General features: G+C 69.3%; 14 protein-coding genes. 3 read left to right on the forward strand and 11 right to left on the reverse strand.

Annotation, left to right across the window (positions count from 1 at the left end; translation table 11 throughout):
- From AC0Z36_RS25605 to AC0Z36_RS25620, 4 genes are all read right to left on the reverse strand, one after another.
- A partial coding sequence (locus AC0Z36_RS25605; RefSeq protein ID WP_485465412.1) for a helix-turn-helix domain-containing protein occupies positions 1-437 on the reverse strand: 437 nt, incomplete at its 3' end.
- A gap of 72 nt (positions 438-509) precedes the next feature.
- On the reverse strand, positions 510-1,013 hold the full coding sequence (locus tag AC0Z36_RS25610; protein ID WP_485465413.1) for a hypothetical protein: 504 nt from the start codon (positions 1,011-1,013) through the stop codon (positions 510-512).
- A gap of 438 nt (positions 1,014-1,451) precedes the next feature.
- Positions 1,452-2,486, reverse strand: coding sequence for an LLM class flavin-dependent oxidoreductase (locus tag AC0Z36_RS25615; protein WP_485465414.1), 1,035 nt, complete (start codon positions 2,484-2,486; stop codon positions 1,452-1,454).
- Between the two features lie 72 nt (positions 2,487-2,558).
- Positions 2,559-4,085 (reverse strand): MFS transporter, encoded by a 1,527-nt coding sequence (locus AC0Z36_RS25620; RefSeq protein ID WP_485465415.1) that lies wholly within the window; start codon positions 4,083-4,085, stop codon positions 2,559-2,561.
- A 345-nt stretch (positions 4,086-4,430) separates the two neighbouring features.
- On the opposite strand from AC0Z36_RS25620, the gene AC0Z36_RS25625 reads away from it, so the two are divergent.
- Positions 4,431-4,973, forward strand: coding sequence for a TetR/AcrR family transcriptional regulator (locus tag AC0Z36_RS25625; protein ID WP_485465416.1), 543 nt, complete (start codon positions 4,431-4,433; stop codon positions 4,971-4,973).
- Between the two features lie 277 nt (positions 4,974-5,250).
- On the opposite strand, the gene AC0Z36_RS25630 is transcribed toward AC0Z36_RS25625, so the two are convergent.
- Both AC0Z36_RS25630 and AC0Z36_RS25635 read right to left on the reverse strand, forming a co-directional pair.
- Positions 5,251-6,558, reverse strand: coding sequence for a CAP domain-containing protein (locus tag AC0Z36_RS25630; RefSeq protein ID WP_485465417.1), 1,308 nt, complete (start codon positions 6,556-6,558; stop codon positions 5,251-5,253).
- A 235-nt stretch (positions 6,559-6,793) separates the two neighbouring features.
- Positions 6,794-7,513, reverse strand: coding sequence for a Fic family protein (locus AC0Z36_RS25635; RefSeq protein ID WP_485465418.1), 720 nt, complete (start codon positions 7,511-7,513; stop codon positions 6,794-6,796).
- 528 nt (positions 7,514-8,041) lie between these two features.
- Between AC0Z36_RS25635 and AC0Z36_RS25640 the strand changes: the two genes are divergently transcribed.
- Positions 8,042-8,326 carry an FtsX-like permease family protein gene (locus tag AC0Z36_RS25640; RefSeq protein ID WP_485465419.1) on the forward strand — a complete coding sequence of 95 codons (285 nt, stop codon included), beginning with the start codon at positions 8,042-8,044 and terminating at the stop codon, positions 8,324-8,326.
- 51 nt (positions 8,327-8,377) lie between these two features.
- Here AC0Z36_RS25640 and AC0Z36_RS25645 read toward each other — a convergent pair whose 3' ends face one another.
- From AC0Z36_RS25645 to AC0Z36_RS25655, 3 genes are all read right to left on the reverse strand, one after another.
- A complete protein-coding gene (locus AC0Z36_RS25645; RefSeq protein WP_485465420.1) occupies positions 8,378-9,835 on the reverse strand; it encodes an SCO6880 family protein in 1,458 nt (485 codons plus the stop codon).
- A gap of 69 nt (positions 9,836-9,904) precedes the next feature.
- Positions 9,905-11,248, reverse strand: a complete 1,344-nt coding sequence (locus tag AC0Z36_RS25650; protein ID WP_485465421.1) for a hypothetical protein — start codon at positions 11,246-11,248, stop codon at positions 9,905-9,907.
- 503 nt (positions 11,249-11,751) lie between these two features.
- Positions 11,752-13,419, reverse strand: coding sequence for a hypothetical protein (locus AC0Z36_RS25655; RefSeq protein ID WP_485465422.1), 1,668 nt, complete (start codon positions 13,417-13,419; stop codon positions 11,752-11,754).
- A gap of 464 nt (positions 13,420-13,883) precedes the next feature.
- Between AC0Z36_RS25655 and AC0Z36_RS25660 the strand changes: the two genes are divergently transcribed.
- On the forward strand, positions 13,884-16,253 hold the full coding sequence (locus AC0Z36_RS25660; protein WP_485465423.1) for a hypothetical protein: 2,370 nt from the start codon (positions 13,884-13,886) through the stop codon (positions 16,251-16,253).
- Positions 16,254-16,424: 171 nt separating this feature from the next.
- Here the strand turns inward: AC0Z36_RS25660 and AC0Z36_RS25665 are convergent, their stop codons facing one another.
- Positions 16,425-17,453: a methyltransferase gene (locus AC0Z36_RS25665; RefSeq protein ID WP_485465424.1), complete on the reverse strand. Its 1,029-nt coding sequence runs from the start codon at positions 17,451-17,453 to the stop codon at positions 16,425-16,427.
- Complete coding sequence (locus AC0Z36_RS25670; protein ID WP_485465425.1) at positions 17,446-18,171, reverse strand: DUF6875 domain-containing protein; 726 nt, start codon at positions 18,169-18,171, stop codon at positions 17,446-17,448. The genes AC0Z36_RS25665 and AC0Z36_RS25670 overlap by 8 nt, the downstream gene beginning before the upstream one ends.
- Between the last annotated feature and the right edge of the window lie 81 nt (positions 18,172-18,252).

Genomic DNA, 18,252 nt, shown 5'->3' on the forward strand with positions numbered 1-18,252 from the left:
CCGTGCGTCTTGTGCTTGCCCGAGAAGTTCTTCCGGTTCGCCCGACCCGTCCGGCGTCGGGTGCGGATCAGCGTGCCGTCGAGCAGCACCAGGCATCCGCTGTCCTTGGCCACCTTGGCCACCTTGGCCAGTGCGCGGTCCAGGCGCGGGGAGCGGGCGGCCAGCAGGTCGATCACCTCCAGCACCCAGCGCCGCACCGTGGAGGCCGAGACCGCGTTGCCGCCGGCCAGGTCGGCCAGCCGCTCGTCGTTGCGCAGGTGGGCGAGCACGATCACGGCGATCCGCCCCTCGTTCAGCGTGCGCCACCGGGAGCGGATCTTCTTGCGGTGGCCGCGGATCAACGAGGCCACATGGTTGACCGTCGAGCTGGACAGCGGCAGGCGAACGGAGTAGACAAGGCTGGTGTCGCCCCCGGCGGGGTTGGCGTTCTTCTTCACACGTTGCCCAACTCCGTCTGGGGGCACACGCGTTACGGCCGGAACCGGCCATCGCACGGGAGGGCCGACAGGCTACCGGGGCAGGTAGCGTCCGGCCGGGGTGCGGGTGATCCAGCCGCGCTCGGCCAGCCTGCGCGGCTTCCCGCGCACCGGCTCCACCTTCGCCGGCAGCAGATCCAGCCCCAGCTCACGCGCCACGTCCTTGGCCTGCAGCGGGCCGGTTCCGCCCGCGACGACCTCCATGACCGCCCGGTAGTCGGCGGGCAGGTCCGCGACCCGGCTGTCGGGGCCGCGCGGGCCGAACAGCAGCTGACTTGCGGCACCCGGCGTCGCGACCGCGGCCTGCGCGGGCACGGCCGGGGCGCCGCCGGTGGCCTCCTCCAGCGCCTGCCCCCAGGCCTCGGCGTCGGGATGCCCCGCCTCGGCATCCTCCTGGTACTGCCGGTAGACGATCTCGGCCATCTCCAGTCGGGCCACTTCGGCCTCCACGTCGGCCAACTGCTTACGGAGCCGCTCGGCGCGTTCGCTCAGCACCACGCGGCGTTCCAGCAGCCACACCATCAGGTTCTGGACCATGCCCCCTCTTTCGCGAGCCGCCGTCGCAGCTCTGCTCGCAGAGTTAGGGGGACGAGCACGCAGCGTGCAGGAGGTCCAGGAGAACGACCCACCACCGAGTGACGGATGATCTCCCCACGACGATCACCGTGATGAGCTGCGCGAGCACCCCAACGACTTGTCACACCAGGCCCGGTGACCTGCACGAATCACGATGAAACTTCCTCATTCGAGAGCGACCTTCTTGCGGTCGTCTGTGGATTCCATATCGGTTGACTCCTCAGTCAGTTCGGTGCGGGTCAGTTCCGTACGGGTCAATTCCGTACGGGCCAGCTCGGTGCGGGCCAGCTCGGTGCGGGCCAGCTCGGTGCGGGCCAGCTCGGTGCGGGTCAGTAGCCGTTCGGGCCTGTGCTGTTCGGGCCTGTGCCGTTCACTTTCAGAAAAGTGGCTAAAACACTACTAGTTCGTGACTAAAAGTGCCGCCAGTTCGGCGAGCATCTCGTAGGAGCGCACCCGCTCCCCGTGGTCGTGGACGGCGGTCAGCACCATGACCTCGTCGACGCCGGACGCCCCGACGAGGCTGTCCAGCTTCTGCCGCACGGTGCCCGGCGCACCGACCAGCTGCGGTCCGTACGTCCGGCGCACGATCTCGCGTTCGTCAGAGCTGAACCGGAACTCGGCGGCGTCCTCAGGGGACGGGAACAGCGGGTTCTGGCCGCGCATACCGAGGGCGGTTATGGCCTCCAGCGGACCGGACAGCCACTGCGCGCGTTCGTCCGTCTCCGCCACCACACCGAACGCGGTGGCGAGCGCGTACGACTCGGCCAAGTGCGCGGAGGGTTTGAACGCCGCGCGGTAGACGGCGACCGCCTCAGCCGTTCCGTACGGGTTGAAGTGGTGTGCGTAGGCGAACGGCAGCCCGAGCCGGCCGGCCAGCTGGGCGCTCGCGCTGCTGGACCCGAGCACCCACACCGGCACGTGGTGCTCCATCGCCGGAACGGCCCGCACGGCCGCTGCGGACGACCTCTTGGTGCTGCCGTCGGGGTCGGCGAAGTAGCTCTGGAGTTCGTCGATCTGCGCGCGGAAGTCACTGCCGCCCGCGAGGCCCGAGTTGCGGCGCAGCGCGTGCGCGGTGCGCGGGTCGGTGCCGGGGGCACGGCCCACCCCGAGGTCGATCCGGTCCGGATACAGAGCGGCGAGTGTGCCGAACTGCTCGGCGACGATCAGCGGTGAGTGGTTGGGCAGCATGACGCCGCCGGAGCCCACCCGGAGGTGGGCGGTCGAGGCTGCGATCTGCCCGATCAGGACGGCGGGCGATGAGGTCGCCAGCGCGGGCATGTTGTGGTGTTCGGCTATCCAGTAGCGGTGGTAGCCGAGCTGGTCGACCTGCTTGGCGAGGTCGATGGTGTTGCGCAGTGCCGCGGTGGAGGTGGAGCCCTGCCACGAAGGTGCGGTGTCCAGCACTGACAGGGGGATTCCGAGTGGACTGGTCATGGGTGTCTACCTGCTTTCCGAGATGGCGGTCAGGCTCTGCCGAGTCGCCGCCGGCGAATATCTGGCAGATCGTCAGCTGGCCGGCGCCGGAACAGTGTTCGGGTCCGCGGCGGTACCGGCGGCGTCGGGCGCGGTGGGGGTGCGGCGCATGAACAGGGCCAGCAGGATGGTCAGTCCGGTGAACAGCGCGCCCACCGCGAAGGTGCTGGTGACGCCCTCGGTCAGCACGTGGTGCGCCTGCTCCGTGGGGGTGGCCCCGGTCAGCACGTCAGCCTTGCGGCTGTAGCTGCCGAACACCGCGACCAGGATGGCGAGTCCGAGCGCGCCGCCGATCTGCTGCATGACGTTGAGCAGGCCTGAGGCAGCACCGGCGTCCTCGGGCTCGACGCCGCCGAGCAGGACCGTGGTGACACCCACGAGCATCGCGCCCATACCGATTCCGGCTACGAGCATCGGGCCGAGGACGTCGGGGAAGTAGTTCGCGGAGGCGGACAGCCGCGACAGCCACAGGAGCGCGACGGTGATGCCCGCCGCGCCGAACACGATCACGGCCTTGGTGCCGAACTTCGGGAGCACCTTGCTGACCGCACCAGCCGAGACGAGGATCAGTCCGGCCAGCGGAAGGAAGGACAGACCCGCCTTGAGCGGTCCGTACCCGAGGACTTCCTGGAGGAACTGGGTGAGGAAGAAGAACAGCGCGTTGCCCGCCGCCATGGCGAACAGGAAGGCCAGGTAGCCGCTGGCCCGGTTACGGTCGGCGAACAGGCGCAGCGGCATGATCGGCTGCTTGACCTTGGACTCGATGACCACAAAGCCGAGGAGGAGCACGGCGGCGAGGCCGAAGGAGCCGAGTGCCTGGGCGTCCGACCAGCCTTCGGAGGCGGCCCGGATGAATCCGTACACCAGCGCGGTCATGCCGACCGTCGAGGTGAGGGAGCCGGCCACGTCGAAGCGGCCCTGGACGCGCTCGGTCTCGTGGATGTACAGCGGGGCGAGGAACACGACGGCGAGGCCGATCGGGATGTTGACGAACAACACCCAGCGCCAGGACACCCAGTCGGTCAGCATGCCGCCGCCGATGAGGCCGATGGCCGCGCCGGAACCCGAGACCGCGGCGTACGCGCCGAGGGCCTTGGTCCGGGCGGGGCCTTCGGCGAAGTGGGTGGCGATGAGCGCGAGTACGGTCGGCGCCGCGATCGCCGCGCCGACTCCCTGGAGCGCGCGGGCGAGGAGGAGCGTCTCAGAGTTCGGCGCGATACCGCCGATGAATGAGGCGATGGTGAACAGGGTGACGCCGGCGATGAGGGTGCGCCGGTGGCCGAAGACGTCGCCCATCCGGCCGCCGAGCAGCAGCAGTCCGCCGAACGCCAGCATGTACGCGTTGAGCACCCACGAGAGGCTGGTGGGTGAGAATTCCAGGGCGCGCTGGATGTCCGGGAGCGCGATGTTCACGACCGAGGTGTCCAGGATGAACATGGTCTGGCAGGTCAGGATCAGCGCGAGGACGAGGCCGGGACGCTTGGTCCGCGGGGCGTCCTGGGCGGTGTCCCCGGGCCCTGGGTCCCGGTTTTTCGCTGTCTGCAAGGTCTCTTCGGACATGGCTCTCCGTAAGTCGTCAGACGGTCCGGGAAGGTCTCCGCAACTAAACAGGGAGAGTCCCCGGTTATGCTCTGGTAACATAACGGGGAGACTCCCCACTTGACAAGGAGTCTGCTGACGCGCAGCGGTGGAACGGACCCGGAGGACGCGATGCCGAAGAACCAGACAGCGGCCCAGACCCCAAAAGCAGCCCAGACCCACACGGCGGCCCAGACCCACACGGCGGCCCAGACCCAAACGGCAGCCCAGACCCAAACGGCAGCCCAGACCGCAACGGCGGCACAGCCCCGCACAGCGGCAGAACCGCCAGAGCCAGCTGCCGCCGGGACGCCCGAGCGCCCGCGGATGCGCGCCGACGCGCGCCGCAACTACGACCGGCTGCTCGACGAGGCCCGCACCGCCTTCCGCGAGCACGGGACGGACGCCTCGCTCGACGACATCGCGCGCGCGGCCGGGGTCGGCAACGCCACGCTGTACCGGCACTTCCCCAACCGGCAGGTGCTGCTCGAAATCCTGCTGCAGGACAGCCTGGACAACCTCAGCGCCCGCGCGCACGACTTGATGGGGCGTCAAGCGCCGGGCGAGGCGCTGGAGTCGTGGCTGCGCAACGCGGTCGAGCACGCCACCACGTACCGCGGCCTGGTGACCGCGATGATGGCGAGCGCGAAGGAGTCGGGTTCGGCGCTCGGCAACGCGTGCTACACCATGCAGGACTCCGGCGAACTGCTGCTCCGGCGCGCACAGGAAGCCGGCGAGGTGCGCACCGACACCCGCCCGGCCGACCTGTTCGCCATGGTCGGCGCGTTGTCCTGGTCCAGGGAACAGACACCCGACGAGGCTGAGCACGTCTTCCGGGTGCTGGTCGACGGGCTGCGCACGACCGGCTGACCGCCTGAACCGCGCGGGCCGCCCAGGCCGCCCAGGCCGCCCAGGCCGCGCAACCCGCTCGGAGCACCCGCAGCGGGTGCTCCCCGACGAGCCCGTAGAGCGGCGCGACCAGATCACTGCTGTGGCCGAGTTCGAGGTCGGCCTCGATCTGCGTCTCCGTGTACTCAAGCCGGATCGAGAAATCAGCTTGTGTAGACACGCGATTGACGCCAAGTCAGACAGATCCGCCGTTGGGTCAGACGTATCCGCCGTTGGGTCAGACAGGCTTGCCTTTGGGTCAGACCGAGCCGAAGAGCTGGGTCCAGTACGTGCCGGCGCGTCCGCCGCCGGCGAAGCCGATCCCGAGGTGGGTGAATTCCGGCTTGAGGATGTTCGCCCGGTGCCCCGGGCTGTCCATCCACCCCTGGACCACCTCGGCGGCGGACCGCTGGCCGCAGGCGATGTTCTCACCGATGCCCCGGTGCCTGCTGCCCGCGGCGGCGGCCCGGTCCCACGGCTGGCTGCCGTCCGGGGCCGTGTGCGAGTAGAAATCGCGCGCGATCATGTCCGCGCTGTACGCCTGCGCAGCCGCGACCAGATGTGCCTCTCCGGCCAGTGCCCTGAGCCCGGCCGCCGCCCGCGCGGCGTTGGTCAGCCGGACGACTTCAGCCGTCGTCCGGGTCAGCCCGTCCGCCGTGAACGGCCGTGCCCACAATGCCGTCCAGTAGTAGTCGCCGGAGGGGGTGACGGCGTGCGCGATGCCGACGTGGCTGAACGCCGCGTCGCACACCGGGCGGCGGGACTCCGCGTCACTCAGGCAGTAGTCCAGGAACTCGTCCGCCGTCTCAGGCCCGGACACCAGGTGTTCGGCGATGGTCAGATAGCGATAGCCCCGGTCGGTGACCTGCTGGTAGACAGATTTTCCCGTACGGCCTGCGGAGCTTTCGACGCCTTCGGCACTGAGGCGGCCCTGCCCGGCCATGCCGGCGGCATGCGCCCGCGCGGCAGCGGTGAGCCGTTGGTCCTGGGCGATCGGCGGCACGTTGACCCGGGCCCGTTCGGCGTTGACACGAACCATGACGCCGTACGGGAGTTCACCCGCGCCTGACTGCGCATCCGGTGGTGCTGACGTTCCGTCATCCGAGATGTCGACACCGAAGTCCCTTGCCACGCCCGCGAGTCCGTCCGCATAGCCTTGCCCGAGCGCCCGGAGCTTCCAGCCGGTTCCGCGCCGGTAGATCTCTGCGAGGAGTAGCACCGTCTCGCTTGTCGGCCGCGCCGGGGTGAACCGGGCGAGCAACGCCCCACCGGGCCCGGTGACCAGCAGAACGGGGTGCCCCAGACGCGCCCCCGGCCCGGCGGAACTGACGACGACGGTGACGCGCCCCGCCCCCGCGCGCAGCCGCAGCGGATCCACCGTGATGGTGTCGGCGGTCAGCCGGACGCCCGGGGCCGACGGCTGGTTGAAGAAGACGAAGTCGCCGTCCCCGTCGACTTTCCCACTGTCGCCCGTGATGAGGGCGGACAGGTCGAACGGGCCGGTGACCTGGATGGCGAGCGCACCGTCCGGGAGTGGCAGGTTTCCGCCGGGGACCAGCTCGTTCATCAACACCGTCCGTCCGGTGGCGGGGGTCTGTTTTGCCCCTCGCGTTACCCGGGAGAACGCAGTACGGGGAGTCATCGGTTCCCAGTCCGCTGCTCCCGGCAGAAGCCCGGGGACGCTGAACGGTTGCGCACCGGCCCGGTGGATCGCGCAGAACTGACGGCAGTCTGCGCCGACGTGGCCGGGGGCTCGGATGCTCCGGCGTCAGAGACTTCGACAGAGCAGCGCCGGTCTGCGGTCAGCCCTCGTACGGATCAATGAGCCAGAGCGGCTGCGTGACCTGGTCGAGCACCGCTTTGGGGAAGCGCGGGCCAGGCACGTAGTGCCTGGCCTTGGTGTTGCCGACCGCCTCGAGCAGACCCGCCTCCGTGAGGCTGCGGATATCCCGTACGGACTGCTGATTGCTGAGGTTCTCCGCCCGCTGGTAGCGGGCCCGGCGGACCCGGCCGCCGAGGGCTGCGTCGTGGAGAGCCGTGACCTGTCGTTCGTCGACACCGTGCCGCTCGGCGTATTCGGCCAGTTCGATCCAGCACTGGCTGGACCGCTCGATGCGTTGCCGCACTGACTGGGACTGCTGGTGGTACGCCGGCAGATTGAAGCGGATCCAGGCCGAGGCGTCCCGCTCAGGCGACCACTCGGCTCCGCCGACCTGCCGCAGGACCTTGTAGTAGTCCCAGGTGTTCGCCGGTTTGCCCAGCCAGGCCTCGATCAAGGAGAACTCGGCGGCGAGCACGCCGCCGCGGGCGATGAGGAGCGTCTGGAGTGAGCGCGACATCCGGCCGTTGCCGTCCTGCCACGGGTGGATGTTCACCAGGTTGAGGTGGGCCATGGCCGCGCGGATCAGGACGTGCGTGCCGAGATCACCCGCATTCAGCCAGTCGACCAACTCGCCTGCCAATGAAGGGATTCTCTCTGCGTCAGGGGCGAGGTACGCAGCGGTCTTCGGGTCTCCGGGCACGTTGATCCAGACGCCGCGCCGAACTGGGTGGGTGCCGCGCTGGCGGCCTCCGCGCTGGCTCTGGCGTTTGTGTCCAGCGCGCTGGAGCGGCAGGAAACCGGGAGCGGGAGCCGGATCGTCGCGGGGTCAGCGATGAGCAAGCCCAGTTCGTCGTCGGGGTGGGGTTGTGTCACCACCACCGCCCCGGACCTGAGCGCCTGCCGCGCGCGACCAGGCCCCCGGGGGATCACCCCTACGGATATGGCCAGCCCTACCCCGAAGACTCCATCCCGGCGCGCTGTGCCGGAAGTTCCGGTCAGGAACTGCTGACGGACCGCGGCAACGTGCGGGTTGTCGGAGTTGTGAAGAACCTCGGCTTCGAGGACGCGCTTTTCCACACCGACGCGCAGGCCGCCGAACTCTCCCCCGCAGTCGTTCAGTTGGTGGTCGATGTCGCTGCCGAAGCTGTAAACGGGACAGTCCGCGATACGACGGGAGTTCGGACTGCTGCGCCTAGCGGGGGCAAGTCCTGGCCAGGTACGCAGAGTTGTGTTCGTTGAGGGTCTGGTGGTGGGCCTGGTCGCCTCCGCAGCGGGCTGCGTGCTCGGCCGGTTCGCCGCGCCGCGGCTGGCCGCTCGGATGGCGGACGGCGAAGTCGCGCCGCGCTGGTTCGCCATCGGCGACTACACGTGGCCGTACTACCTGGCTTTCTTCACCGGCCTGTTCGTGGCATTGGCCGGCGTGGTGGCGGCGTCGTGGCGGCGTCGTGGCGGGCGGGCCGGGTCACTCCGATGGAAGCGCTGCAGGAGGCCGCCGTCGACACCAGGACGATGACCGCGGGCCGATTGGTGTCCGGGACTGACCAGCCGCCGCCGACCGGCGCCTTCACCGGGGCGGGCTCAAGCGTCGGATGCCGGTCGTGAACGGCAGAATGTTCACAAACGCGCGGTGCTGCTCGCGGTCGCACCACCCGATTTTGACGAAGCGCTCGCCGGCTGCCGCGCGGACCACCTTCTTGTCCAGGGCGAGTTGCCCGGGCGTTCGGGAGGAGACGGTGATGTAGCCGACGATGTTCACCCCGGCCGCAGCGCGCGGGTCATCCGTACGACTCGACTCAGCTTCCCAGGAGGCCTCTGACTGCCCCTTGGTCTTCCTTGTGGTCACCGCTACGGGTTCGAGGTCCATCGTCACAGCGACCGTACGGATGACATCCGGCACGGGGAGCAAAAGCGGGGCGAGGAAGTTCACTCCGGCCGGAGCCGGCGACCAGTCCATGATCCAGGCGGTGGCGTGGCACCACGGCACGGCCGCTCCCGAATCACCGGTCCTGGCCAGCAGGAAAGTGGGCTGCATGGCGTCGAGTTCGCCTGGCCAGGCGTTGCGCGCCCGCATCCCTTCGTACGCATCGACCTGATGGTCCGGGTCGTACATCCCGTGGATCAGCGAGGCCAGCCGCGGTTCGTCCAACGAGTGCCGGACACGGATACCAGCGAGGATCAACTGCGTGGAAACATCTGCGAGTTCACGCCCCATCACCACACCGAGCCCCTTGCGCCCGGCGCCCGTCGCCACCGCGTCGGCGGCGAGTTCCGGCGTGTAATGCATGCACACCGCCAGATAGCTTCGACGCTGCCCGGCCGGGATCGGTTTTGTCGTCTGTGGTTCCGCGGGGAGACCGTCAGTCTGGTCCGGGTTTTGACGTGCGCCACGCCAACCTCGATCGTGGTCCTCAACGACCGGCGTCGCGGGCATGGTCCGGGTCAGGAGTTGCAGTCGGGTGACAAAACTGCCGCTGTCGGTGATGTGCTGGAGCAATATGCCGAACCGGTCGGCCAGCGCCTTCTGGTCCGCCACATCCTGCAACCCCGCACCAAGGTCCTCGATCTCGACCGCGGCGGTGATCGTCTGCTGGTCGATATGGATGAGAACAGCCAGTTGATCCATCCCGAACGGGACAGATATCCACCGTACCCGGCCGATTCCCGGGAGTTCCGGGTAGGAATGCTGCTCCCCGTCCTGCTCCGCAGCCGACGGCCGGTAGCGGAACTCGGAACGCAGGATGCGCTTGTAGGCGTGATTGATCGCGAAGTGCTGATAGAACGTCCGCCGCCGGTACGGCAGGAAAACCATGGCGAAGGCGAGCGACGGAAAGACAATCAGCCCCAGGACCTTGAGCGGTATGACCGGCACAGCCAACGCGAAGAGCATGCCGGAGGCGACGCCGAACACGAGCAGGCAGACTTCACCCGGTTCCCGCCCACCGCCGATGACGGCTGTCGGCTTGGTCCTGCCGATGTGGAACGTACGCCGTCCGGTGGCGCCCTTGCTTACGCCGAGGTGCATTGAACGTTTCCCGTTCGTCGACATCGGGGTGCGGCGCGACAGAGAGACTCGCCGCACCCCAGGGGTGGATCAGGGTGTCGGGTCCGGCGTGGAGGTTGTGGACGGTGACGGGTTCGTGGTCGGCGCGGTCGTGGTCGGCGCGGTCGTGGTCGTGGGCGCCCGCTTCGCGTCCGGCCTGGACGCGGCGGTCACAGCCTTCTGCGCGGCCGGTACGGCGGTCTTGGATTCGGGCTTCGCCACCGGCTGCGTCGGGGTGGTCGGGGCGGTCGTGACCGGCTTCGCGGCGGGCCTTTCAGCCAACGGCGTGTCAGGAGTCGGCTTGGCGACCGGAACGGGCTTGGTCTCGGGAACGGGCTTGGTGGCAGGGGTGCTCGGGGTCGTCGGGGTCGGCTTCGGCACCGCCGGGGTCGTCGGGGTCGTCGGGGTGGTTGGAGTCGTCGGGGTCGGCTTCGGCACCGCCGGGGTCGTCGGCGTGGTTGGAGTCGGCTTCGGCACCGCCGGGGTCGTCGGCGTGGTTGGAGTCGGCTTCGGCACCGCCGGGGTCGTCGGCGTGGTTGGAGTCGGCTTCGGTACCGCCGGGGTCGTCGGCGTGGTTGGAGTCGGCTTCGGTACCGCCGGGGTCGTCGGGGTCGTCGGGGTCGTCGGGGTCGTCGGGGTCGTCGGGGTCGTCGGGGTCGGCTTCGGCACCGCCGGGGTCGTCGGCGTGGTCGGCACCGCCGGGTCCGGCTTCGGCACCGTCGGAGTCTTCGGGTCCGGCTTCGGCTTCGGCGTGACCGGATCCGGCACCGGATCAGGACGCGTCGGACGCACGTCCACCACCGGGACCGGCACCGTCACCGGGGGACGTTGGAGCACCGGAATGTCGATGACTGGCACCCGCGGCCTGTCGTCGTCACGGTCGGCGACCGGCTGCTTCGGTTTCGGCTTCTCAGTCGGCGCCTTCGGCTCCGGGTCCCGGGTCTTCGGCGGCTTGGCCGTCGACGCACTGCCGCCCTGGTTGTTCCGGTTGTCGCGGTCACCGCGGTCGATGACCGGCAGGAACGGCGTGGACGGCTCCGGCTTCTGGGGTTCCGACTTCGGCGGCTGCGGCAGGCCGCCGACCACCGGCGGGGGCAGTGGCAGGTCGCCGATCTCCGGGCCGGGCTGTGCCCGGTTGCGGCCCGGGGTGAGGCCGGGTTCGGACACCGGCTGCGCCGGGTGCCCCGTCGCGGGCCGCGCGGGTTCGGGCAGCGGCAGGAAGTCCGCCGTCGGCTCAGCTCCGCGCGTGGTCGGCGGCGGTGCGGCAGCGGCCAGCACGGTGGAGACCATCGGGTCGGTCTCGGGGCCGACCGGCGTCTGGGCTCCGGTCTTCGACTTCGCCGGGCCACCCACGAGCGGTGTCGGCAAAGGCAGTTCGTCGACTCCGGGGCCCATCAGGACTTCCGGCCCGGCGGGCCGCGCGGCTGTGCCGGGAACACTCGCGGCTCTGGGAGCCTCCGGTCCGTCCGGGCCGACCGGTACAAAGCCGGCCGGGGTAGAACCGGACGACACCGGAACGGTGGTGCCGGTGGGGACGGACACCGGGTCGCGGACCGGGTCGCGAACCGGTTCCACAGGCAGCGGACGCGGTGCCGACGCGGGGGAAGCGGAAGCGGGCTGCCGCGCGGCAGCGGGCACTGGGCTGTTCGGTGCTGACGCTGGAACCTTCGCCGACGGCGGCGCAGCGGTGGGGGGCGCAGCAGTCGGAACCGGAGCCTCCCCCGCCACCGGTTCGACCGGTGCGGGGGCCGACGGGCTCGCGGGCGGAACGGACGGCGCCGGCGTAGCCGAGGCCCCAGCGGAGGCGGCGGCGACCGCCATTCCCGCTGCCAACGCCGCCGTCACCAGGCGGCGGTGGAGCAATGACCTGTTCACAAGATGCTCCTCATCTGTACATCTCAGAGCGGAGTGGAACCTTCGACGGCCGGTGGGAGAGAGTAGAGCGCGGTCCCGTGTTCTGGGCTGCTGAGCGTCAGCAGGAGTTGTCCGCCGGTCGCGGCCCACGGCGTCGGAGTGCCGTCGGGCAGTCGGACCGGCGGCTTGGCGCCGTCCTTGGCGTCGACGACGACGGCCCCGTCGGCCGTACGCCCGTACAGGCTGGAACCCCAGCCGATGACCGGGGTGAAACCGACGCGCAGGGACGCCTTCGAGGCGTCGAGGTCGAAGACGACGGGTCCGAGCGCGACGAGTGTGTTGTCGCGTCCCCACACCCACGACCCGGCCGCCGTAATCTGGTCGGCCGGGCCGTCCGCGTTGACTTGGGCCCGCCCGGTGTTGACGTCGTAGATCACGACGGTCTGCTTCGTGGAGTCCGGGCCCGTCCACACGACGGCGATCCTGCCGTGGCCCGCTCCGGCGACCCGGAGCACCGTGGCGCCGTCGCGCGGCGGGGTCGGCTTGGTCTCGGCGGAGAGCTTCCCGTTGCTGTTCGTCCACCAACTGCCCGCCGACGAGGCCCCGGTCACCGTGGTGCCGTCGGCCGCGACAGCGGTCACCCCGGCGGGCAGCGTTACCGGCCGGGTGGCGTTGGCCAGCATGACCGCAGTACCGCCGGGTGCGCTGAGCAGGGGGGAGTCCCCGCCGATGCTGATGGTCTGGTTCGGCGCGAGCCGGACGGCCACCAGTTCCCCGGACCCGTCCGCCGCTGCGTAGACGAACTGGTCGGCGACTTGGACCCAGGCGACCAGGAGGCCCTCGACCTTGCCCAGCCGGACGCCGTGCTGCTCGCCTTCAGGCAGCGGCCAGCTCTTCTTGGTCAGACCGGTGTGCGGATCGATGATCAGCAGCTTGCGGTCCTGGGTCAGTACGGCCAGGACATTGCGGTCAGCCGCCACGGTGGGGGCCTTCGCGGCCGGGGTGGCGATCGGCACCGTCCACGCCGCCGTGCCCGACCAGCCCTGGGGCGGCACTGCCGGGAACGGCACCGGGCCTTGTCGCACAGGGGCGAGGGGCTGTACGGATTTCAGGGTCGAACCCTGAGTCTTCGGGGTGGTGTCGGTGTCGGCCCGGCCGAAGTAGGCCGCAGCGGTCGCCGCCCCGACCACCACGGCGACTATCACCGCGACCAACATCCAGGGGCGGCGGCCGGGTGACGGCTGAGTCCGCCTGACGTACTCGTCAGTTCCGTAGTCGAAATCCGCCTCGTGCAACTTCATGACCGGTTCCGCCGGTGGCCGCGGGACCGGCGCGGCGGCGGACGGCGACGGGAAAGTCGCCGGCGGTGGTTCTTCCTCCTCCTGAAGCCAGGCGGGCATCGGCAGCACCGTGGCGGCCTGCCCGTTGGCGGGCGACGGGCCGGTCGGCGCGGGTACGGGCTCCCGGGGCGGTTCGTCGTCGTCCTCGACCGTCAGGTCAGTGTCGACGCCGTCGGTGCCGACCACCCGGACCGTGACGGGCCGTTGCAGTAATCCGGCAAGTGTGCGGGCGCTGGACAGCGCCATCGCCCGCTGGACATCAGGTCCGGAGCCGGGTGGCACGTCCAGCAGTCGGCCGTTGACCGTACCCGGACCGCCGTCACCGTCAAGGCGTACGGTCACGTCCGGCTCGTAGTCGTACGGACCCGTCATCGTGTTCTCCCCATTCACGCTGCCAAGGCCTGCCCTGAGTCGGGCAGGGCCGGCCACGCCCTTACAGAAGATCGCTCTCCTGCTACCGCCGCGCTGTAGGGAACCGCAGGAGAACGTTGGGCAGACCTGACTCACTCTCAGGGCCGTGGTTCAGTGCTCGACGGGAATTTCATCGGAATCGGACTGGGCGGCACACCTTTCGTCCCGGATGTATCCGGTTCCCACCGGACATCTCGCACACTGTTCCGCTTGACCGGTTGAACCAGTTGAACGAGTTCTCATACTGCCTACATCGCCCCGGCAGTTGTCTACTACCTCAACCCGTTCGGCATGCCCCCGTTCTTGATCAAATGCAAGGTATGCAGCGGATTGTCATTGAATATCCGTTTGATGGAGGCAGTACCGCAACCGGCCGCCCGACTGCTACCGTCCGGTTCCAGCCGATCACGCGGGGGTGGGACCCGATGTCGCAGCCACAGTCCGAGACGCGCCGAGGTCTGGTGCTCATCATCGAGGGACGCCGTACTTCCCGACGTCGCAAGCGTCAGGACGGCGGGTCGAACCTCGCCGCGCTGACCAGCCTGTCGCCCAGTCAGCTCCTGCCCGGGAACATCCCCGCCGATGTAGTCCAGCTGAACGACGCAGCCGACGCCCAGGCCGTACGCGGTTACCTCCAACAGGCCGCGGCGAACGCGGGTCCGGTTCTGGTCTATCTGACCGGCGGCCTGCTCGCCGGGGGCAAAAGCGGTGGCGAACTCCACCTCGGACTACGCGACTCCACGATGAGGAATGTCCGCTACAGCGGGTTGCCGTGGTCCTGGGTGGTCGACACCCTCGCCCCCCGTCAGCCCGAAGACACCCTGGTCATCGTTGATTTCGACACCGAGCCTGATGTCTGGCAGGTAGTCAGCCGTACGCCCGAACGGTTCTCCGGCCCGCTCCCTGTCTGGGGCACGGTAAACCCGCCACGCACGGAGGAACTCGCCAGCAGTTGGACCCGGACGCTGGCCACCAGCCTGCGGCGGGGGTTCTCCCGGCAGGGGCCGTTGGTGCAACCCATCGACGTGCACCAGGAGATCGCCCGCCGGGCGGCACTCAGCGCGGGCACCGTCGAACTCGTGCCCACCGCCTGCCTGCCCCTGGTCAACACGCTTCCCGGCGCTGAGGAGTACGACGCCGACGACTGGGAACGGACCGAACCCCCGGTGCTGGCCGGGCCGACGCGCATCCTCACCGCGACGGCCAGTGTGTCCGTGGTCCGGATTCCGGTCGACACCGTGAAGAACCGGTCCCACCCGTACGCCGACGAGCTGACCCGGATCCGTACCGCGACCGCCGCCGGGCGTACGGACGAAGCCATCGCCCTGGTCGCGGAGTTGTCCGAGGGAGTGCTCCGCAGGCACGGCCCCGACCACCCGGATCTGCTGTCGGCGAAGGAGACACACGCCTACCTCGCCAACGTCGCCCGCCGTCCCGCGCAGGCAGCGGGACTGTGGATAGACATCGCCAGGACGCGGGCCCGCACCAGCTCCGCAGGCTACGACGATCCGCAGGCCCAGGCCGCGGCGGACACCGCGCACCAGCTGTGGACCGATCTCGGGTCCGGCCCCGGCGCGCGCCGACTCGGCGACGAGATCGTCGAGATGCGCCGGTGGATCAGCGGCATGGGCTCCTACTCCCTGGCCGCGGCCCAGCAGCACCTCGACGACCTGTCCGAGGCGTCAACCACCCGGCGGGCACAAGCGCTCCCGGCCGGGACACGCGACGATGTCCCCACCGTCATCGCGGCGATCCGGGCCACCGCCGAAGACGGCCGATACGACGAAGCGATGCGTGAAGCCGCCGACTTGGCGGCCGACCTGGTCCGCCACCTCGGCGTCCGGCACGACCACACGCTCCGTGTCGCTGAACTCCAGATGGTCCTGGCCCGGCAAGCGGGCCGTACGACGGTCGCCCTGGACTTCGCCTACGACCTCACCCTGGCCTGCCTCGAGGCCTACGGCACCGCTGACGAATCGGTCCGCACGGCCGCGGACAACGTCGTCAGTCTGTGGCGCGAGCTGGGCGACACCGAAGAAGCCCGTCAGCTCGGCACGGACATCGTCGCCTTACGGCGGCAGATCCCACAGCCCGCCCCCGGCGGGGACTGCCCCTTGAACATGGACATGGGCGACTACGCCCAGCGTCACCTCGACCGGCTCCGGCAGTCCGCGGCCGCCGAGCCGCAGGCGCAGGCGGAGGCGCAGGCGGAGGCGCAGGCGGAGGCGCAGGCGGAGGCGCAGGCGCAGGCGGGGTTCACCAGCACACCACCCAAACCCACCCGAACTCCCTTCATCCCACAACCCGTTCCGGTATCGTCCAGCGTCACCCGGCCAGGGTCGACACCGGGTCCGCCGACTGAACTCGTCGATGTCCTGGCGGGGATCCGCGCGGCCCAGGACGCGGACAACCACACTGAAGCCGTACGGCTGTCCACCTTTCTTGCCGCGACGGTGATCGTGCAGCACGGGCCCGAACACCCCAACGCCTCGGCGGCCCTCGAAGTCCACGCCCACACGACTGCGGCCGCCGGCGACGCGAGCACCGCGGTGGGGCTGTACGCGGACCTCGCCCGGCGCCGGGCCGAGACGTACGGCCCCGACCACACCGCCGTGCAATCGGCCGCCGACGCCGCCGACGCACTGTGGCGCGGGCTGGACGACGCCCAGGCCGCCGCGACCGGTGACGGGGTCGTCGGCATGTACCGCGACATCGCCGACCCCGAAGGCCGGGAACGGGCCGAGACACGCCTCTACGAAGTCCGGTACGCCACTGAGCTGAAGTTCTTGCCGTAGCCCCGTCGGGCCACCGAGTCACCGAGTCACCGAGTCACCGGGCCACCGGGCCACCGGGCCACCGGGCCACCGAGTCGCCGGACCCTCAGGCCGACTTGGCGGCCACTCGACGGAGGGTTCCCAGGATCAGCAACTGATCGCCCATCGCGCCCGCCGCCGCAAGGGTGCCCGTCAGCACGCCGACCGCGACACCGCCTCGATCACAGCGACCCGTCCTGGGATCAGCGTGGCGGAGCCCCGCTTGAATCCGGCACTGGCAAGGAGGCGGTCGAAGTCGGTAAGGGAACGTTCCTTCCCTCGGAGAACCGTCATCATGTACAGGTCCATCAGCGACGTCATATTGTCCTGCGCGGCTTGGGGCGAATCCTCGTCGGCCACCCGCTCGATGATCAGGAGTCGTGCCTCGGAAGCCATCGAACTACGGCAGGCCCTGAGGATCGCGACACACTGCGGATCGTCCCAATCGTGCAGGATCTCCCGCAGCAGATACAGATCACCGCCTTCCGGAACCGCGGCGAAAAAGTCTCCGGAAAGAACCGTGGCCCGGTCCGACAGACCGGCGGCGTCGAACAAGGCGGCCGCACGGGAGACGGTAGCCGGGGTGTCCATAAGGATTCCTCGTGCCTGCGGAAGCACTGTCAGGAGGTGGGAGAGCAACGTCCCGTCGCCCCCGCCAACATCGACTATCGTGCGGGCCGCGGTATCAACCGCGGACACGATCTGATCCAGGGACAGCTGGAGATCGCAGGCTTGGGAGCGGTCGAACATTTCGCGTACCGCAGGATTGAGATCCAGGTAGTCGAAGAACGACAGCCCGTGGACTGATTCGAAGGCGGGCTTCCCTGTCCGGACGGTACCCAGCAGACCGGCCCACGCCGCCCCGACCTCGGCATTGACCAGAAGTGCTGTAGGCAGGGCGGAGCCTGGTGTGTCGGAGCAGAGGGCGGCCCCCAACCCGGTCAGCGCATACCTCCCGTCCGGGAGGTGTTCGAAGACCTCGAATGAGGAAAGCGTACGGAGCAGTTGGTCCAGTACCAGTGGATCAGCGTCGACTCGCCTCGCCAAAAACTCGGCCGTCCGCGGCCCTTCGGTGAGGGCGTCGGGAATCCGCAGTTCGGCGGCGGCACACAAAGCCCGGGACAGCAGGGCACCGTAAAGAAGTTCCCGCATGCGTACGGGATCTGACGGTTTGTCAGACATCTGTTCCGCTCTCCTTGATCAACGAGATTCCGAACGTCTCCACCGCGCCCTCGTACAGACTCCGGAGCAGCCGGTCCCGGACTCGGCCCTCGGCATAGTGCACTCCGAACCGACTGTGATAGGCCTCAAATTCAGTCCGTATTCGATGCAGGAACAAGACATCGTGGACGGCCATATGACGGACTGCGATGAGGGCGATCGGCGACCTTGAGACGCGGAAGGACGCGTTACGAGCAGCACGCTCCTCGCACTCAGGGTGGAACTGGCCGATCATCAGCCCTTGACTCACAGCGAGCGACTTCAACTCTCCGTACAAAACGTCGATAGACCGCCAGCCTTTGGACTCCGTGTCCGGCAGGATAATCAGCAGGCTTGCCAGGGAGCTGCCGGTTCGGCCTGGCGGTGTGCTGGTCGCTTTGAATTCCCGCAACTCCTCGGCAGTGGTCGAACGGATCTGCTCCGCGTTCTCTCCGTGGATTCCATAGTGGAACCGCAGACGCATAGCTCCGGTGTTCAGCGCGGGCGGGACGAAGGGGCAGACAGGGCCTTTTCGTCCTATGCCGGGCGAGGGCCGACTGATATAGTCCCGCAACCACTTGAGGACCACGGGGAGATCATCGTTCACCCTCTCCTCGTATCCGACTGCGGGTACTACTTCGATGACTCCTGGATCGAGTGCGGATACCGGCTGGGCCGGCACCGCGAGGTCTGTGTCCATGACTTTTTTCTCCTCGGCGCGCCACATAGGGCACAGGGCCGGGGCCGGACCGTGGAATTGCAAACCGGTACGGCCCCGACC

This window comes from Kitasatospora sp. UYEF31 (assembly GCF_057291755.1).